This window comes from Arthrobacter sp. AIWTK1, assembly GCF_056680535.1.
Map to the genome: position 1 here is coordinate 3,513,578 of NZ_CM155287.1, position 15,478 is coordinate 3,529,055.

Genomic DNA, 15,478 nt, shown 5'->3' on the forward strand with positions numbered 1-15,478 from the left:
TCCAACACGCAGCCGTCAGCCAGATGAAATTCCGGTTAACCGATAGTGACCTCCGGGAATCCTCGGCTGAGTCGAGCGTGGACGCGGCCGAGCCGGTCCAGCCACCAGTCCCGCCGGTCGGCGGGTGCCGCGTAGCGCTCCAGCAGCCCGGCGTCGGCGGTCACGTCGCGGACGCGGATGGCGCCGTCGTCGGCCACCAGCGGATCCAGCGTGATGTCCTGTTCAAACAGCGACACCGTTCCCAGCCCGCACGCATAGGGCAGCTCCGGGAGCGCCGCCGCCAGGGCCAGCCCGGCGCGGATCCCCACCGAGGTGTCCAGCGCGGAACTGACGACGGCGGGCAGCCCGGCCTGCGCCACGATGTCCAGGGCGCGCCGCACTCCCCCGAGCGGCGCCACTTTCACCACGATGAGATCGGCCGCGCCGGCCCGCGCGACGCGGAGTGGGTCCTCTTCCTTGCGTACGCTTTCGTCTGCGGCGATCAGCACGGGGATGCCTGCAGCCCGCATCCGGCGGCGCACCTCGGCCAGGCCGTCGATGTCCGGGACCGGCTGCTCGGCGTATTCCAGCCCGACGGCGGACAGCCTGGTCAGTGCCTCGACGGCCGCTGGCACATCCCAGCCGCCGTTCGCGTCCACCCGGATGGCGGCGTCCGGCAGGGCGCTGCGGACGGCGGCAAGCCGGGCGGCGTCGTCGTCGAGCGTCTGGCCGCGTTCAGCCACCTTCACCTTGACGGCGTCCACGCGGCCGAAACGGGCCAGGATCTCCGGAACACGGTCCGCGGTAACAGCGGGAACTGTGGCGTTGACGGGGATCACTGACCGCAGCGCAGGAGGAAAGCCCTGCCAGCCGGCCTCGACAGCGGAGGCGAGCCAGCGGGAAGCCTCGGCGTCCCCGTATTCGGGGAAGGGGCAGAATTCGCCCCAGCCAGCCGGGCCGTCCAGCAGCAGGGCCTCGCGCCGGGTGATGCCCCGGAATTTCACGCGCATGGGCAGGCTCACCACGTGCGCTGACGCCACCAGCTCGTCCAACAAAGGGAGATCCTGCGGAGGGTGGTTTTGGGGCTGGCGGTGTGCGTCGGCGGGCATGTTTTCACTCTACCGGCCACGTCTGACGGTAATTCGGCCAGCTACTCCCTTGGTAGGGCCGACGGCGACTGGGGGCGAGCTTCACGTCTATGAGACTCGTCGCCGCCGGCCCAGCTCAAGGAGCCCCGGGCCTGCATTTCCTGCGGTTAACCGCAGGAAATGCTGCGGGGCCGGCCGGTCCGCAACCCGGCCGTTAATAGAATGCTAGGGCCCGGGATTCGGTGCCGCATGAGTACCTGCTACTCGTTTTTACCCCCGGAACGTACTCACGGAAGCGGCCACCACGCGCCGCAAACAGCGCATGATGGCCGGCTGTTTTCCGTCCGGTTACCCGGCTGGTTTCCGTCCGGTTACCGGTGCCCGTGATCGTCATCCTTGGCGCGGTCCAGCATCTTGCAGATGTCCTTCGCGTGCCGGATGCTGTTGTGCGTGATCTCGCCGGACACTACTTCCTTCTGGTCGGTGGAGGCGTACACCACGTTGCCGGACAGCCGGCCTTCGGTGAAGTAAAACGCCTTGGGCAGGCCCTCGTCCTCAAAGGCCTTCTCCTCGGCAGCTCCCATGGCATACACCAGGCCGGGCCCCCGGCCGGACAGGTGGGCGCTCAGCCCGTCCGCGGCAAGCCGCATCGTGAACGGCCCGGAGACGTCCAGCTCGTCGATGGTGGCGCCGTCGGAGGCGCGGGTCAGGTCGATCGTGGCGTCGCCCCGGTACTTGATCACCAGCGTGCCGTCGTCCTTCTTCTCGCCCTTGTACGTCACTTCGCGTTCGTCCCCGGCAGAGACCTTGATGGTGGTGTCACAGGCATCGAACTCGTAGTCCGCGTAGTACGCGTCGGGAACGGAGACGTATTTCCCGTCCGTGTCCTCCGGGGGCCACGGCCCTGCGGCACCTCCCCCGCCGTCGGACCCGGCAAACGCAGGGGCCGAAACGCCTGACAGCAGTGCCAGCGACAGGGCGGCAGGCAGGCACAATTTCCTCATTTTTCGGTTCATGGCAGCACTCCTGAAATGTGGCAGGAGGGGGCGCATACGGACCTGTCCTGCCGATGTTAAACATCAAATGCCCGCAATGGGCGAACGAGACCAGTTGTGATGCGGTGATGTTGCGGCCCGTGTGTCCAAGGCGGCAATACGATCAAGCTAGCGCCGGCTCCACGGGGGTGTCAACAGGTTTTTGCGGATGCCAATGCCCTGCGTGTCACCGTCCCGGGACATTGGCATCCGCCACGGTCGCCGGCTTAGTGCTGATCGGCTGACGGCCGCTATGCCAAGAGTAAGAAGGACAGCCGCCCCGGGCACGAGTACTTGCTACCTGTTTTGGCAGCGGACTGCCGCCAGTGGCGGCCGCCGGTACGGACACGGCACGGCGGCGGCATTTCGAACGCGTCCCGCTACGGACACGGCACTACGGACACGGCAAGCTGCGGCAGGTGCTACAGCAGGCTGGCAAGGGCCAGGCCCGCGGCCGCTGCACCCACGGCTGCGATGGCAGTGCCGATGCCGTTCAGCAGGGCCAGGCCCGCGCGGCGGGACTGGACGAGACGGACGGTCTCGAAGCTGGCCGTGCTGAACGTGGTGTATCCGCCCAGGAATCCGGTGCCGGCGATGGCCTGGAGTTCCGGGGGCGCGGCGTGGACGATTACCGCCCCGGCCACCAGGCCCAGGAGGAAGGACCCGGTGATGTTGATGGCGATGGTGCCCACGGGCAGTGCGGTGCGGAGTTTGGAGCGGACCAGCCCGTCGACGACGAAGCGGGTTCCGGCGCCGAGTCCGCCGGCCAGCCCGAGCAGGAGAATGGTCAGGACGTTCACCGGATGCCCTCCTGCCGGTCGGGGCGCCGCGTCGACTCCCGACGGCGGGTAGCGCCTTCCCGGCGTCGTGCATTCCTGCTGTGAAACACGACGGCGGCCCGGATCCCGGCCACTGTTGCGATGGCGCCGCCGATCAGTGTGACGGCGACGTAGATTACTGCGTCGGCGATCCGGCCGGCGCCGATGAGCGTGTTCGTTTCCAGCGCCAGCGTGCTGTAGGTGGTGAAGGCGCCCATGAACCCGGTACCGGCCAGCAGGCGGAACATCCTCCGGCGCCCGGCGTCGGGGCCGCGGCGGACCAGGGCCTCCAGCAGGACCCCGAGCAGCAGCGCCCCGGTCAGGTTGATGATCAGGGTGGGCAGCGGCCACCCGTCCGGGGCGGGCAGGACGGTGCTGAGGCCGTAACGGGCCAGGGCTCCGAACACACCGCCGGTGATGACCACCAGCACGAAGCCGGGGTGCAGGTGCACAGGGCGGTGGGCGCGCGCCTCGCCGAGCGTGCCTTCATCCGTGTCGTCGGCTGTTGGCTCCGCCGAGTCGCTGCCGGCGGGGAGCCGGCCCCCGTCCTGCATTGCGGTTGCCTCAACAGGGCGGGCCGGCACGGACGCCTCGGGTGCCGGCGGTTCCATCAGTGCCCCTCCTGCGGACGCTGTCTGACGTGCGGGGCGAGCGGAACCACCAGGACGGGCCGGTGCTGGCGGTGGGTGAGGTGGACGGCGACGGACCCCACCAGCAGCTCCTCGAAGCGGGCTCCGAGGCCCCGTTCGCGGGTGCCGACCACGATGACCGAAGCATCCGTGGACTCGGCGAGCCGTCCCAGTGCCCTGGCCGGCTCACCGCCAAGGGTCACGAATGACCAGCGGATGCCGGTTCCGTCCAGCGCCTCCTGAAGGCGTTCGGCGATGCCGGCGCTGATGCCTTCGATGTCATCGTCGATGCCGTCCGGATCAATCGGCAGGGCCTCGAGCCGCCCGTCGGGTTCTTCGGCGAGATAGGTGGTGACGTCCACATAGGCGCAGATCAGCTGCACGTTCAGGCTGTAGGCCAGTTCCGCGGCGCGGTGTGCCACGGCCAGCGGCTGGCCGGGCACAACGCCCAGGAGGACGGGCCCCGTGATCTTCCGCGGGACGTATGCCGTGGACCCGGTGGCGGGCCGGGTTTCCTTCGCGGGATCGTTCATGGGGCGCTCCTTTCATTGGCGTGGGCGACGCCGAGGTCCGCGAAGAACGTATCACCCGATTCCCCGGAGCGGTATGACACCGGCGCCCCGGCCACCTCCGCAGACGGCTCCCAGCATTCTGTGGGACGCTGATGGTGATGAGTTCTCACCTTAAAGATTCCCGACGACGGCGGCCCGCCGGGCAGGTGCGTAGTGCAGTGGCGCTGGGTGCGTTGTGCCTTCTCGCGACACTGGCCTGCGTGGCCGGTGTGATTGCCACGTACTACTTCTTCGTGCGGACCACCACGGGCCAGTACATTGACGAATCCGCCCTGGTGGAGGCGGTGGCCATCCACGGCCCGGCCGGGAAGGCCGCCACCAGGTTCCTGGACTGGCTGCCCACCATCTCGCTGGTGGTGGCCGCCGTCGTCGTCCTGTTTGTGACGGTGATCCGGAAACGCTGGCGTGCCGCGGGCATCGCCGTGTCCGCATGTATTGCCGCGAACATCGCCACGCAGGTTATGAAGGAGCTGCTGCCGGAGAGGCCGTTCCGCGGGGTGGAGACCCTGGAGCTGAATTCGCTGCCGTCCGGACACACCACGCTGGCGGCCTCGGCTGCGGCCGCGGTGTTCCTCATGGCGTCACCGCGCTGGCGGCCGTTTGCGGGATTTGCCGGCGGCAGCTTCGCCATTGTGTCCGGAATTTCCACGGTGGTGAACCAGTGGCACCGCCCGGCCGACGTCATCGCCGCGTTCCTGCTGGTGGGTGCGTTCGCCATCCCGGCCGGCTGGCTGATCATTCGCACCGGCAACGCCTGGAATGTGTGGGACGGGTTCGGCGGGCACTGGGCGTCCTCGCGCTGGTGGATCCGGCTGCCGGGCCTGATCTCCCTGCTCTTCGCGGTGGCCGCCACGTTCCTGCTTACTCGCTACGTTCCCGGCCAGGGCGGGAGCGGCACCAGTTACTTCTGGGGCGGAATCTCACTGATTGTGGTGGCCGGATATCTGGCCACCGTGGCAACAACTGCATTGTTTGCGTTTGCCGCACGACGGCGGGGCGCCGGCCTGCGCTGACGGGCCGCGGGCTGATGCCGCATGGCGCTGGATTCCATCTCACGATTGCCCCGCCCTACTTCAGGAACGCGGCGTCGAAGGAGTTGAGGTCCACCGGGACGCCGTTGAGGCTGTGCTCGAACTTCTGCTGGATGCCGATCCGCATGGTGGTGGCCGTGTTCCAGCCGCCGTACTGCACCGGGGCGGGCGCAAGGTAGTCGGGCGCCCAGCTGGAGTACTCGAGGGTGCTGGCGGTGTTGGTGTCCCAGAGAGGAACGTCGGAGAACGCCGTGCTGTTGTTCATCAGGTCCGGCCACATGCCGCTGCCGCTGTAGATCACGGGCCGCACCCCCATGCTGCGGACGCCGTCCACCATGGCCCGGGTCACCGGAGGGCTGCCCGGCTCCACGTCCAGGGCGAAGAACTGAAGCTGCGCAGTGTACGGCCCGGCCGCGCTGATGCCGCCCTGCCAGCAGCTGGCGTCGCGGGTGTACACGGCAATTTTCAGGCCGGCGTCCAGGGCCATCTTGAGCTGGGGCTGCGTTCGGTACCAGGGGTCACACGTACCCCACGCGGTGGAGTGCATGACGTACAGCCGGACGCCGTCGTCGTACGCTTTTTTGAACCAGGCGGGATCGGTGATCGCCGCGGTGGTGTCCACCACCTTGACCGAGGAGTTCGTTGGCGGGAGGGCTTTCGCGGGCTGCATTTTCGCCTCCTGGAGCGGGATCTTCTTGGCCGCGGGCTGCAGGGCTGCTGACCGCGCTGCGGACGCCTGCTTCGCCGCGGCGGGAGCCGAAGCCGGTGCGGCGGCCGGTGCGGGTGCGGCGGCTGGTGCTGTGCCGAGGCTCAGCAGAAGGGGCAGCGCGGCAAGCGCCGCAACAAGGTTGATCTGAAGCAAACGATACTCCTGGGTCTGGCCCGCCCGGTGTGATCGGAGGCAGGCATGGCGCAGCAATGGCCGCGTTCGAGGGGGAAGCGCGGTTGATCGAGCCCAGTTCCCGGTCAACCCGTGGGACGTTGCACGCGTAGTGCAAAGGTCCGCAGCCCACTTTACGGGTGTTGTGGCGGGTAGCGAAAACCGAAAAGACGAGTGTTGACGGCACAGGTCCGTGCATCTAAGGGGCTGTGGAAGGAGCATCCCATTTACATTGCTGCCGCCGAGGGACAGAATAAATCGCACAACAGCCCCACTGGCTCAGCAGCGAGCTGACTTCCACGCTGCTTCAAACAGGGGGTTGCTCTGATGGCCGGTATCTACGATTCCAAGCTCTCCGCGCGGGTGGATTTCCCGGCGAGGGCACGGGCTGTCGCTTCCATTCCGTCGTTGCTCAGGGTCCAGGGATTCCTGCGCACTCATGCCGGCCGCCAGGACAAGCCGGGAATCTGCGACTTCACCCTCGGGAACCCGCATCAAATGCCGCAGGAGGCATATGTTGCGGCGCTGCGGGAACAGCTGGAACCCCGGAACGAGGGCTGGTTTGCCTACAAGACCAACGGCGTCGAGGCCCAGAACGCCGCGGCGGCATCGCTGCAGCGCTTGCTGGAGATGCCGTTCGAGCCGGAGGACATCCACCTCACCACGGGCGGCTTCACGGCCATCGCCATGGCGTTGAAGGCAGTGGCCGACCCAGGCGACGAGGTGGTCTACAGCCTGCCGCCGTGGTTCCTGTATGAGCCGATCATCACCGAAGCGGGGCTGGTCCCGGTCAAAGTGCGCATCAATCCCGGGACGTTCGACCTGGACCTGATGGCCATTGCCTCCGCCATCACGCCGCGGACCAGGGTGGTGATCGTCAACAGCCCCAACAACCCCACGGGCCGGATCTACCCGGAGACGCTGCTGGTGAAGCTGGCCGCGATGCTGGAACTCGCATCGGAGCGGAACGGGCGCCGGATCTACTTGTTGTCCGATGAGGCATATAACCGGATAGTGTACGACGGCGCCCGCTTCCACAGCCCGGCCGAATATTATCCGTACACGCTGCTGGCCTACTCCTACGGGAAAACGCATCTGGCGCCGGGGCAGCGCGTCGGCTACCTTGCCTTGCCGCCCACCATGCCGGACCGGGATGCCATGCGGGACATACTTGGCGGGCTGCAGGTTGCCATGGGCTGGATTTATCCCAATGCTTTGCTTCAATACGCGCTGCCCGCGCTGGAGACATTCACCATTGACGTGGGTCAGCTGCAGCGGAAGAGGGACCGCCTCTTCGAGGAGCTGACCGGGATGGGCTATGAACTGCACCGGCCGGAGGGCTCGTTCTACCTCTTTGTCCGCTCCCCGGTGGCCGACGACGAAGCGTTCACCGAGTCCCTGGTTACCCATGATGTGTTTGTACTGCCCGGCGTCCTGTTCGAAACACCCGGGTTCTTCCGGATGTCGCTTACTGCCAACGAGGAGATGGTGGAACGCAGCCTGCCCGCATTCGCAGAGGCGATCCGGCTCGCGGGGATGGGGTAGGTGCGGGGCTGACCGGTTGGCGCAGGTCGCCTTCTGGCCTCGGGCAGCGGGGCCGGGCCTGCTGGGCGGAGCCGGGCGGCCGGAGCGCGGGATGGCCCGGGCGCCGCACTGCGCCCGTTCAACGCGCCGGCGCGTGGATTGGACCTTACTCAGCAAGCTGATGATCCGCCTGAGTAGCCACTACTCGTTAATCGGCCGGGGCTCCCCCCTGAACGGTCCCCGGCTACGCATTGCGCCCCCGCACCGCCGAACACGCCGCGACATGTGTTGACTCGCCGCAGGTCGCGGAGGAATATCGCATTTGTCCGCACCGGCGCTGTCCTGGCTCTCCGTCGCCGTGCAGCGCGGGTGGCCCAGCCGGAAGAAGGATCCCCCATGTCCATATTCGCCAGCACTCCCGAAAGCCAGGCGTTCGGCCTGAAGGCGAAGATTTACGACGACGAGCTGCGGTCCCGCGGTTATGTCGCCAAATTCACCAAGGACCTGGCGGTGAACCCGGAGGCGTACGTGGCGTTCGAAGCACTCATCAGCGCCATCACCCAGAACATGGATCTGCGCCGCTACGAGCTGGTCACCTTGGCCGCCGCTCAGGCGCTCGGATCGGCCCACTGCCGGCTTGCCCACGGGGTGAAAGCCCTGCGGGCGATTGACGAGGAGGAGCTCATCCAAATCGCCCGGGACTACCACAACGCGGGCCTGTCACCGGCGGAGGTGGCCATGATGGAGTACGCCGAAAAGCTCAGTACGGACGCGGTGACCATGACGGACGCGGACACCCTGGACCTGCGGGACCACGGCTTCACCGACCGTGAAATCCTGGACATCACGCTCGCGGCGGGTGCACGGAACTTCATGAGCCGCGTGCTGCAGGCCATCGCTGCCGAAGTGGACGTCCCCACCAAGCTCTCCCCTCAGCTCCGCAGCGCCCTGCTGGCGCCCCTGGCACAGTACGGGGCAGAAGCGAAGCCCCGCCACCGCGGCGCCTGAACCCGTAACCACTCGGCGGCTGCCGTCGCGCCCGCTGGACCAGCCGCCGTCGCGCGTTCCGGTCCGCCGACAGCTTGCTACGCCAGGGCGGCGGCGAGCGCCTTGAGGATCCACTCCCGGTAGGCTTCGGGCGTCCATCCGGCGTCGTTCACCAGGGTCCGGTAGGCCTGCGGATGGCCCAGGGACCAGATGGCAGCGGCAGCGTCTTCGTCGGTCATGCCCGAGGTCAGGCCGCCGCGCTCCCTGACCGCCGCGGCCGCTTCGTGATAACGCGTCAGCCTCTGCAGCGCGCGGGCCTTTTCCAGCTTCGCCACGTCGGCATCCACGGCTGCTGCCTGGGCGATCACGCCCAGCACCGTGCCGGTCCGCTGGTGCACCTCGACGAACCAGTCCGCCAGCATGGCCAGCAGCGCGTCAAGATCCGGGGCTTGGCGGGTCCGTTCGCGCATGAACTCGAGCACCTGCGCCGGCGCATTGGGACCGGAAGCTGCGTCATCCAGTACGGCCGAGAGCAGCGCCGCCTTGTTGCCCACGGAGTTATAGACGGTCTGCACCGCCACGCCGCTCTCCGCAGCAACGCCTTCGATGGTGGTGCGCACGTAGCCGTTGACAGCGAAGAGCCTGCGGGCGGTGGCCACGATGTGGAGCCGGGTGTCCGCCGCCTGGGCCGTCCTGCGCGTGATTCGGGGTGCTGTTGTCTTTGATGCTGCCGCCATGAAATTAGACTATCCCTCCACTCACTGGAATGCTATTCTAATGACATCGAAACAAAGCAGTTGTTCTGTCATAAGGAGCCAGTGATGGACCAGGACATGCAGCAGTTTGATGTGGTGGTGCTCGGCGCTGGCCAGGCAGGACTTGCCGCCGGCTATCACCTTTCCAGGACGGGACTGCGGTTCGTCATCCTGGAGCAGGCACCGCGGATCGGGGACGGCTGGCGGGCCAGGTGGGATTCCCTCCGCCTCTTCACCCCCTCCCAGCGCGTCGGCCTTCCCGGCCTTGCGTTCCCGGCCGCGCGGAACACGTGCCCTTCCAAGGACGAGTTTGCCGACTATCTCGAGGCCTACGCCCGGAAGTTCAGCCTCCCGGTCCGGACCGGCGTCCAGGTGGTCAGCGTGGGCGCCACGGGGACCGGCTTCGCCGTCACCACCAGCGATGGCGTGCTTCACGCGCGCAACGTGATTGCCGCCGTCGGCGCCAACGCACTCCCCCGCATTCCGGCTGCGGCCGCCGGCCTGGACGCCGGGATCCTGCAGCTCCACAGCTCCCAATACCGGCGCCCCGCGGACATCCCGGACGGCGACGTGCTGGTGGTGGGCGCCGGGATCTCCGGTGCAGAGATCGCACTGGAGCTCGCCGCCACCCACCGCACCTTCCTTTCCGGCCGCCCCACACCCCACGTCCCCGATCCCGTGCTGCGCTGGGCCGACCCCCTCTACTGGCGGTTCATCCATTTCGTCCTGACAACGGACAACCCGCTGGGGCGGAAGGTGTCCGCCAACTTCCACCGGCACGGTGCGCCGCTGTTCCGGATCTCCGTCAAGGACCTGGACAGGGCCGGCGTGGTCCGGCTGCCGCGGTTCAGTGCCGCTGCCGGCGGACAGCCAGCGTTCGACGACGGGACGTCCCGGAGCGTACGCACCGTCATCTGGGCGACCGGCCACAAGCCGTCGCTCGACTGGATCGAGGGACTGCCCGTGACGGACTGGGGTTGGCCGATAACCCGCCGGGGCGTGGTGCCGGAGCTGCCCGGACTGTATTTCGTGGGCATGCCGTTCCAGTACTCGCTCACGTCGGGGCTGGTCGGCGGGGTGGGCCGGGACGCGGCATACGTCGTGGACGGCATCCTGGAGCGCAGCAAAAGCGGCGTCCCCACGCCAGCGAAGTAGCGCCCGCCCCAACCGGCAGTGAGAGAGCGTTCCGAAAAACACACGTCAAGTGAGAGTGTCCCTATGTTTTTTGTCAAGCTGCTGCGGGTGATTTTGCCTGGTAGAGGGAGCCGTCGCGGAGCATGGCGTAGAGGGTGTCGCAGCGGCGTCGGGCAAGGGCGATGAGGGCTTGGTTGTGGCGTTTGCCTTCGGCTCGTTTGCGGTCGTAGTAGGCGCGGGAGAGCGGGTCTTTGAGGGCTGCGAATGCGGAGAGGTAGAGGGTGCGTTTGAGGACTTTGTTGCCTCTTCGGGAGGCGCGGTCGCCTCGGATGGAGGACCCGGAGCGCCATGTCACCGGAGTCAGGCCGGCGTAGGAGGCCAGGTGCCCGGCGGTGGGGAAGTCTTTGCCGGCGACTTCGGTGAGGATCCGTGCTGCGGTCCTGATGCCGACGGCCGGCAAAGACATCAGGACCTGGTGAAGAGGGTGGGCCTCCACGAGGTCTTCGACCTGGGTGTAGACGGTGGCGCGGCCTTCGTGGATCCTGGCGAGCATGCCGGCCAGTTCAGGCAGGACGATGGTTGCGGCGTTCGTGCCGATAACGGTCACGCTCTGTTGGCCCAGGGCCTCGATGATGTCATCGGCGAGGCGTTCGCCCATCCGGGGCGCGAGCTTGGTCAGCCGGTTCCCGATCCGGCGCCGTCCGGCGTGGCGAAGCGCTTCGGGTGTGGGCCAGGTCCGTAGCAGATCCAGGACCGCGGGGTGGTCCAGCCGGGGTCCCAGGACGCGTTCGAGTGCCGGGTGGATCTGCGTCAGCAGGCCACGGATCCGGTTCGAGGTGGCGGTGGCCTGTTTGGCCAGGTCATCATCGAAACCGCAGAGCATGGTCAGCTCGGCGGTCTGCTCGTCTGCGAGCTGGACCGAGCGCAGAGTATGGGGCATGGTGCGGGCGGCGTCGGCGATGATAAACGCATCCCGCGCGTCCGTTTTTGCTTCCCCGGGGTGCAGGTCCGCGATCCGGCGCATCGCCAAACCCGGAAGGTAGCCGATCAGCGTCCCTGCGGCCTGGGCCACGGCAACCGGGAGCGCGCCGATCGTCGCGGGCTGGTCGACCACCACGAGGATTCGGCCGTGGTGTTCAAGCTCGGCCAGGATCTCCCGGATCCGGGTCTCGTCGTTGGGCAGGGCCCGGTCCAGCAACTTCTTCCCGGTCCGGTCCAAGGCAACAGCATGATGCTCGCCCTTGCCGACATCCAATCCGATGAACACTTCAACGTTTTCGTGGTTCCTGATCACCTGGCGCACCTCCCGGTCCTGGACACTGACTTTCGTGCCAGCCTGACCCTCGGTGTCAGAGCCCCGCACCCACGTTACGCACGACGTTCCCAAACTGTCCTGCCCCTATTAGCGGTCACCCTGCCACCCGCCCGGACCCCGGTGACAACACTCTCAGGATCATCCAACGACAGAGCGTGATAATCATGCCGGGGCCGGTCAGGCAAGCACACCCACATCCTGCAACAGAACTGGGCTACGAAAAAGGTAACGAGCGTTCCGAAAAAACGCGCAGCAAGTGAGAGAGCGTCACAACCTGCTGCTGGTTAGCTGGGGCCCGGGAGGGCGTGGTGCGCGGCGGGGTCGAACGCGTCGAACCTGGACGAGCCCATCATGAAGATCCCGCGCTGGGGAATCCAGAAGTCGCCAAGCCGGGTCTGCACCGGTAGGGCCCGCGGGCTGCCCAGGTCCTCGCCGTGCAGCGTGGCGGTGCTGCCGGAGATGAACCACATCCGCTTGGGGTTGGCCCGGAAACCCTGGCCGTTGGGGACCCGGCCAACGAGCCCGATCCTGCCGGCCTGCAGCGCGGGCCCGGCCACGGCTCCCATGACCCGCAAGAAGGCCGGGCTACCCCACAGTTTTGCCGGCAGTGCGGAGGCGAGCGCGGACATCGCCCGGGTGACGGGTGTGGCGGCGAGGCTGACCTCCCAGTGGAGGCCAACGTCGTCCGCTATGTCCACCGTGAAGCGGCGGTCATCGAGCCACGCGACGTCGATGCGGTGGACCGACGTGGACTCCAGGGCGCTGCCGAAGTAGCGGGGGCAGGACACGTCCGCGGGCACGTCCGTGTACATGATCCAGGAGCCCGGTGGGCGCCGCATCCACACGGCGGTGTAGCCGGGTCCCACCGAGGTGGTAGGAAACCGGCGCAGCGCGAGGAGGTAGCCGGAGCTGAACGGCTGGCCCATGATGCCGTAGCCGGTGAACCGCTCGTCCTCTCCTTCGGGGAGCCGGGAGTCGCGTTCCGCGGCGGCGATGAGTGATCTGATGGATTCCATGGCGCGCTCCTATGCCTCGCCAGCCACCGTCGCTGCGGACACTGATTCCTGGTACTGGTCCGTGGGCATGATCCGCATCCGATTGTGGCCCTGCCAGGTGCCCGTGAACGGTGCCAAAAATTCGACAATTTTCATACCGGCAGTCTGGCCCTGATCCGCCCGCGCCGCCAGTGTCCGGAACCGTAGGCCGCCGCCAGTGCTTGTAACCGGGGATACGTGGCCCGTCCGGGGCGTCCAGTGGGCCCGGGGTTAGGCACGGTTGCCGCGGGTAGGATCGTGAGGTGAAGAAACAATCCTGCGGTGACTGCGGTTCGGCTGTGTACTTTGAAAATTCGGTCTGCCTGCAGTGCGGAACCAACTTGGCATATCTGCGGGATTCGCGCGCCGTGGTGGCAGTGGACGGCCAGGGCCGGCACACAGATGAATCGGGAGCCGTCTGGCACCGCTGCGCGAATTTGCTGCTGTCCGGCTGCACCTGGCTTGCCCCGGAGAGCGGCCGCCAATGCTTCAGTTGCGACCTCACGCGTACCCGACCCAACGACAGCGACGCCAAAGGCCTTTCGCAGTTCGTGGCGGCCGAGCAAGCCAAGCGCCACCTCATTGCCGAACTCGATGCCCTGGGCCTGCCCATCGTCACCCGCGCGGAGGACCCTGACGGCGGCTTGGCGTTCGACTTGTTGTCGAGTGTCGAGGACGACGTGGCGATCGGCCATGCCGACGGAGTCGTCACCATCAACCTGGCCGAGAGCGACGACGCCTATCGGGAAAGAATGCGTACCCAGCTCGACGAACCGTACCGGACCATGCTCGGTCATTTCCGGCATGAAGCGGGGCACTATTTCGAGACCACGCTCGTCTTCAGTCACGACGGCCGGACGCGCGAGGCCAGGGGTCTGTTTGGCGACGATACCAAGGACTATCAAGCGGAAATCGACCGCCACTACAGCGAAGGCGCTCCGGCGGACTGGAACGAACAGTACATTTCAAAGTACGCCACCATGCACCCGTACGAAGACTTCGCGGAGTCGTTCGCCCACTACCTCCACATCTGCGACACCCTAGACTCAGCCCGGGAGTTCAGACTCATTTCAACCACTCCCCGGGATTCCTCTTTCCGGGCGGTGGTGGAAGCGGAATGGCTGCCGCTCTCGATCGCCCTGAACCAGGTCAACCGCAGCATGGGGAAAGCCGATCTGTACCCCTTCGTGCTCTCCGCGCCCGTGATCGACAAGCTCGAGTTCGTACACCGCCTGCGCACTGAGGCGTGGCCCCCGCTAATACCGCCCGCCCGCTAATACCGCGCGCTGATAAAGCCGGCTAATGCCGCGCGGCTAGTAGTTCCGGCGGTGTTTGAGCCGCGGAATCGTGATGGCAAAGACGACGGCGGCGGCGAACCCCAGCACGCCGGTGGCCCACACGCCGGCCCCCAGTGAGACTGCGGCGGTGACGCCGGAGAGGAGGACCGGGCCGCCGGTGGCGCCGGCGTCGGCGATGAAGCGCCAGAGCCCCAGGAACTGGCCGCGGCCGCGGTCCGGGGAGAAGTCGGCGCCCAGGGTCATGATCAGGCCGGAGCTGATGCCGTTGCCGAATCCGATCAGCAGTGCCGCGAGCAGCAGGCCCACGAAGCTGCCTGTCAGCGGAATGAGCATCAGGGCGGTTCCCATGATCACGGTGGACGGGATGGCCACCCATTGCCTGCCCTTGCGGTCCATCAGCTTGCCGGCCGGGTAGAACACCAGCATGTCGATCGCCCCGGAGAGGCCGTAGATCAGCGAGGCGTGGGTGGCGTCCATGCCCAGGTTGTCCGCCCACAGCGGGATGACCACCTGGCGGGAGGCACGCAGCGCGCTGAGCAGCAGGATCCCGGCGCCCACGGTGAGGAACACGCCGGCGTGGGACACGGCGATGCCGCGCATGGTGGGCTCGGGCCCGCGGTGGCCTTCGCCGGGGCCTCCAACAGCGGGCAGGTCCGGGATGGTGACGGACAGGATGGCGGCCGCGGCCATGGCCGCCACGCCCACCCAGTACGCGCCGCTGATTCCGGCAAACTGCATCACGCCGGCGCCCACGAACGGCCCGATGAAGATGCCGATCCTGCTCACGCCGCCCAAGGTGGACAGGGCGCGGGCGCGGAAGGCCACCGGCACCGCCTCGGTCAGGTATTTCTGCCGCGCCAGGCTGAAAACGCTGGCTGCCATCCCGACGACGACCATCGCCACGGCGAGCAGCCACAGTCCGTCGGGAATCACCGAGGACAGACCTGCCGCCGTCAGCGCCAGGGCACCGGCCGCGGCGGCGCCCACGATGGACCAGCGTTCGCCGAATTTGAGGGTGATCAGGGAGGCCGGCAGGTTGAAGAACCACGAGCCCAGGCCGATCAGCGTGACTATCAGCGCGGCCACCGCCACGGACGCCCCGAGGTCGCGGGCGGACAGCGCCACCACCGGCAGCACCGCCCCTTCGCCGATACAGAACAGCAGCGCCGGTCCGAACGCGGGGACGGCAATGCTGCGGAGGCTGAAGGGTTTGGTGGCTTGTGCGGAGGTCATCCCTTTCATCCTATGACCGAATGAGCGCTCACAACGCGCCAAGCTCCGCCCAAGGCGCGGGCCGGGCATGAGCCGCAGAGAGCGGGTCGACCGGGGCCTCCCGCATCGTGCCCTTCCGGGATTAGGATCAGATATCGCCTCATACCTTTCGCAGTCCCCGGCTAAGG

16 protein-coding genes are annotated in these 15,478 nt (G+C 67.3%); 5 read left to right on the forward strand and 11 right to left on the reverse strand.

Annotated features, from left to right (window positions below):
- Positions 1-35: 35 nt before the first annotated feature.
- The 5 genes from AC1MDG_RS16095 to AC1MDG_RS16115 all read right to left on the reverse strand — a co-directional run bounded on the left by AC1MDG_RS16095 (position 36) and on the right by AC1MDG_RS16115 (position 4,081).
- Complete coding sequence (locus AC1MDG_RS16095; protein ID WP_479805086.1) at positions 36-1,088, reverse strand: o-succinylbenzoate synthase; 1,053 nt, start codon at positions 1,086-1,088, stop codon at positions 36-38.
- Between the two features lie 350 nt (positions 1,089-1,438).
- A complete protein-coding gene (locus AC1MDG_RS16100) occupies positions 1,439-2,083 on the reverse strand; it encodes a hypothetical protein (RefSeq protein ID WP_479805088.1) in 645 nt (214 codons plus the stop codon).
- Between the two features lie 440 nt (positions 2,084-2,523).
- Complete coding sequence (gene crcB, locus AC1MDG_RS16105; RefSeq protein ID WP_479809121.1) at positions 2,524-2,892, reverse strand: fluoride efflux transporter CrcB; 369 nt, start codon at positions 2,890-2,892, stop codon at positions 2,524-2,526.
- A 5-nt stretch (positions 2,893-2,897) separates the two neighbouring features.
- Positions 2,898-3,530 (reverse strand): fluoride efflux transporter FluC, encoded by a 633-nt coding sequence (locus AC1MDG_RS16110; protein ID WP_479805090.1) that lies wholly within the window; start codon positions 3,528-3,530, stop codon positions 2,898-2,900.
- Entirely contained in the window at positions 3,530-4,081 is a 552-nt protein-coding gene (locus AC1MDG_RS16115) for a universal stress protein (protein WP_479805092.1), read from the reverse strand. Before AC1MDG_RS16115 ends, AC1MDG_RS16110 begins: the two co-directional genes overlap by 1 nt.
- A gap of 131 nt (positions 4,082-4,212) precedes the next feature.
- On the opposite strand from AC1MDG_RS16115, the gene AC1MDG_RS16120 reads away from it, so the two are divergent.
- Positions 4,213-5,133 (forward strand): phosphatase PAP2 family protein, encoded by a 921-nt coding sequence (locus AC1MDG_RS16120; protein ID WP_479805094.1) that lies wholly within the window; start codon positions 4,213-4,215, stop codon positions 5,131-5,133.
- 55 nt (positions 5,134-5,188) lie between these two features.
- On the opposite strand, the gene AC1MDG_RS16125 is transcribed toward AC1MDG_RS16120, so the two are convergent.
- The gene (locus tag AC1MDG_RS16125; RefSeq protein WP_479805096.1) at positions 5,189-6,013 is read right to left on the reverse strand and encodes a glycoside hydrolase family 25 domain-containing protein; all 825 of its coding nucleotides are present in this window, start codon (positions 6,011-6,013) and stop codon (positions 5,189-5,191) included.
- 345 nt (positions 6,014-6,358) lie between these two features.
- On the opposite strand from AC1MDG_RS16125, the gene AC1MDG_RS16130 reads away from it, so the two are divergent.
- Positions 6,359-7,576 carry an aminotransferase class I/II-fold pyridoxal phosphate-dependent enzyme gene (locus tag AC1MDG_RS16130; protein WP_479805098.1) on the forward strand — a complete coding sequence of 406 codons (1,218 nt, stop codon included), beginning with the start codon at positions 6,359-6,361 and terminating at the stop codon, positions 7,574-7,576.
- 375 nt (positions 7,577-7,951) lie between these two features.
- The gene (locus AC1MDG_RS16135) at positions 7,952-8,563 is read left to right on the forward strand and encodes a carboxymuconolactone decarboxylase family protein (protein WP_479805100.1); all 612 of its coding nucleotides are present in this window, start codon (positions 7,952-7,954) and stop codon (positions 8,561-8,563) included.
- Positions 8,564-8,640: 77 nt separating this feature from the next.
- Here the strand turns inward: AC1MDG_RS16135 and AC1MDG_RS16140 are convergent, their stop codons facing one another.
- A complete protein-coding gene (locus tag AC1MDG_RS16140; RefSeq protein ID WP_479805101.1) occupies positions 8,641-9,279 on the reverse strand; it encodes a TetR/AcrR family transcriptional regulator in 639 nt (212 codons plus the stop codon).
- Between the two features lie 84 nt (positions 9,280-9,363).
- Here AC1MDG_RS16140 and AC1MDG_RS16145 point away from each other — a divergent pair, with 84 nt between their 5' ends.
- Positions 9,364-10,452, forward strand: a complete 1,089-nt coding sequence (locus AC1MDG_RS16145; RefSeq protein WP_479805103.1) for a flavin-containing monooxygenase — start codon at positions 9,364-9,366, stop codon at positions 10,450-10,452.
- Positions 10,453-10,525: 73 nt separating this feature from the next.
- Here AC1MDG_RS16145 and AC1MDG_RS16150 read toward each other — a convergent pair whose 3' ends face one another.
- The 3 genes from AC1MDG_RS16150 to AC1MDG_RS16160 all read right to left on the reverse strand — a co-directional run bounded on the left by AC1MDG_RS16150 (position 10,526) and on the right by AC1MDG_RS16160 (position 12,897).
- Complete coding sequence (locus AC1MDG_RS16150) at positions 10,526-11,734, reverse strand: IS110 family RNA-guided transposase (protein ID WP_479805105.1); 1,209 nt, start codon at positions 11,732-11,734, stop codon at positions 10,526-10,528.
- 296 nt (positions 11,735-12,030) lie between these two features.
- Positions 12,031-12,762, reverse strand: a complete 732-nt coding sequence (locus tag AC1MDG_RS16155) for a hypothetical protein (protein WP_479805107.1) — start codon at positions 12,760-12,762, stop codon at positions 12,031-12,033.
- A 9-nt stretch (positions 12,763-12,771) separates the two neighbouring features.
- Positions 12,772-12,897, reverse strand: a complete 126-nt coding sequence (locus AC1MDG_RS16160; RefSeq protein ID WP_479805109.1) for a hypothetical protein — start codon at positions 12,895-12,897, stop codon at positions 12,772-12,774.
- Between the two features lie 146 nt (positions 12,898-13,043).
- Here AC1MDG_RS16160 and AC1MDG_RS16165 point away from each other — a divergent pair, with 146 nt between their 5' ends.
- Entirely contained in the window at positions 13,044-14,057 is a 1,014-nt protein-coding gene (locus AC1MDG_RS16165) for a zinc-binding metallopeptidase family protein (RefSeq protein WP_479805111.1), read from the forward strand.
- A 36-nt stretch (positions 14,058-14,093) separates the two neighbouring features.
- On the opposite strand, the gene AC1MDG_RS16170 is transcribed toward AC1MDG_RS16165, so the two are convergent.
- Complete coding sequence (locus AC1MDG_RS16170) at positions 14,094-15,311, reverse strand: MFS transporter (RefSeq protein ID WP_479805113.1); 1,218 nt, start codon at positions 15,309-15,311, stop codon at positions 14,094-14,096.
- Positions 15,312-15,478 lie beyond the last annotated feature (167 nt).

Coding starts and splice junctions, on each gene's coding strand:
- AC1MDG_RS16160 (WP_479805109.1), bottom strand. CDS start 12,897: ATGAAAATTGTCGAATTTTTGGCACCGTTCACGGGCACCTGGCAGGGC.
- AC1MDG_RS16115 (WP_479805092.1), bottom strand. CDS start 4,081: ATGAACGATCCCGCGAAGGAAACCCGGCCCGCCACCGGGTCCACGGCA.
- AC1MDG_RS16100 (WP_479805088.1), bottom strand. CDS start 2,083: ATGAACCGAAAAATGAGGAAATTGTGCCTGCCTGCCGCCCTGTCGCTG.
- AC1MDG_RS16130 (WP_479805098.1), top strand. CDS start 6,359: ATGGCCGGTATCTACGATTCCAAGCTCTCCGCGCGGGTGGATTTCCCG.
- AC1MDG_RS16095 (WP_479805086.1), bottom strand. CDS start 1,088: ATGCCCGCCGACGCACACCGCCAGCCCCAAAACCACCCTCCGCAGGAT.
- AC1MDG_RS16155 (WP_479805107.1), bottom strand. CDS start 12,762: ATGGAATCCATCAGATCACTCATCGCCGCCGCGGAACGCGACTCCCGG.
- AC1MDG_RS16145 (WP_479805103.1), top strand. CDS start 9,364: ATGGACCAGGACATGCAGCAGTTTGATGTGGTGGTGCTCGGCGCTGGC.
- AC1MDG_RS16170 (WP_479805113.1), bottom strand. CDS start 15,311: ATGACCTCCGCACAAGCCACCAAACCCTTCAGCCTCCGCAGCATTGCC.
- AC1MDG_RS16140 (WP_479805101.1), bottom strand. CDS start 9,279: ATGGCGGCAGCATCAAAGACAACAGCACCCCGAATCACGCGCAGGACG.
- AC1MDG_RS16120 (WP_479805094.1), top strand. CDS start 4,213: ATGGTGATGAGTTCTCACCTTAAAGATTCCCGACGACGGCGGCCCGCC.
- AC1MDG_RS16110 (WP_479805090.1), bottom strand. CDS start 3,530: ATGGAACCGCCGGCACCCGAGGCGTCCGTGCCGGCCCGCCCTGTTGAG.
- AC1MDG_RS16135 (WP_479805100.1), top strand. CDS start 7,952: ATGTCCATATTCGCCAGCACTCCCGAAAGCCAGGCGTTCGGCCTGAAG.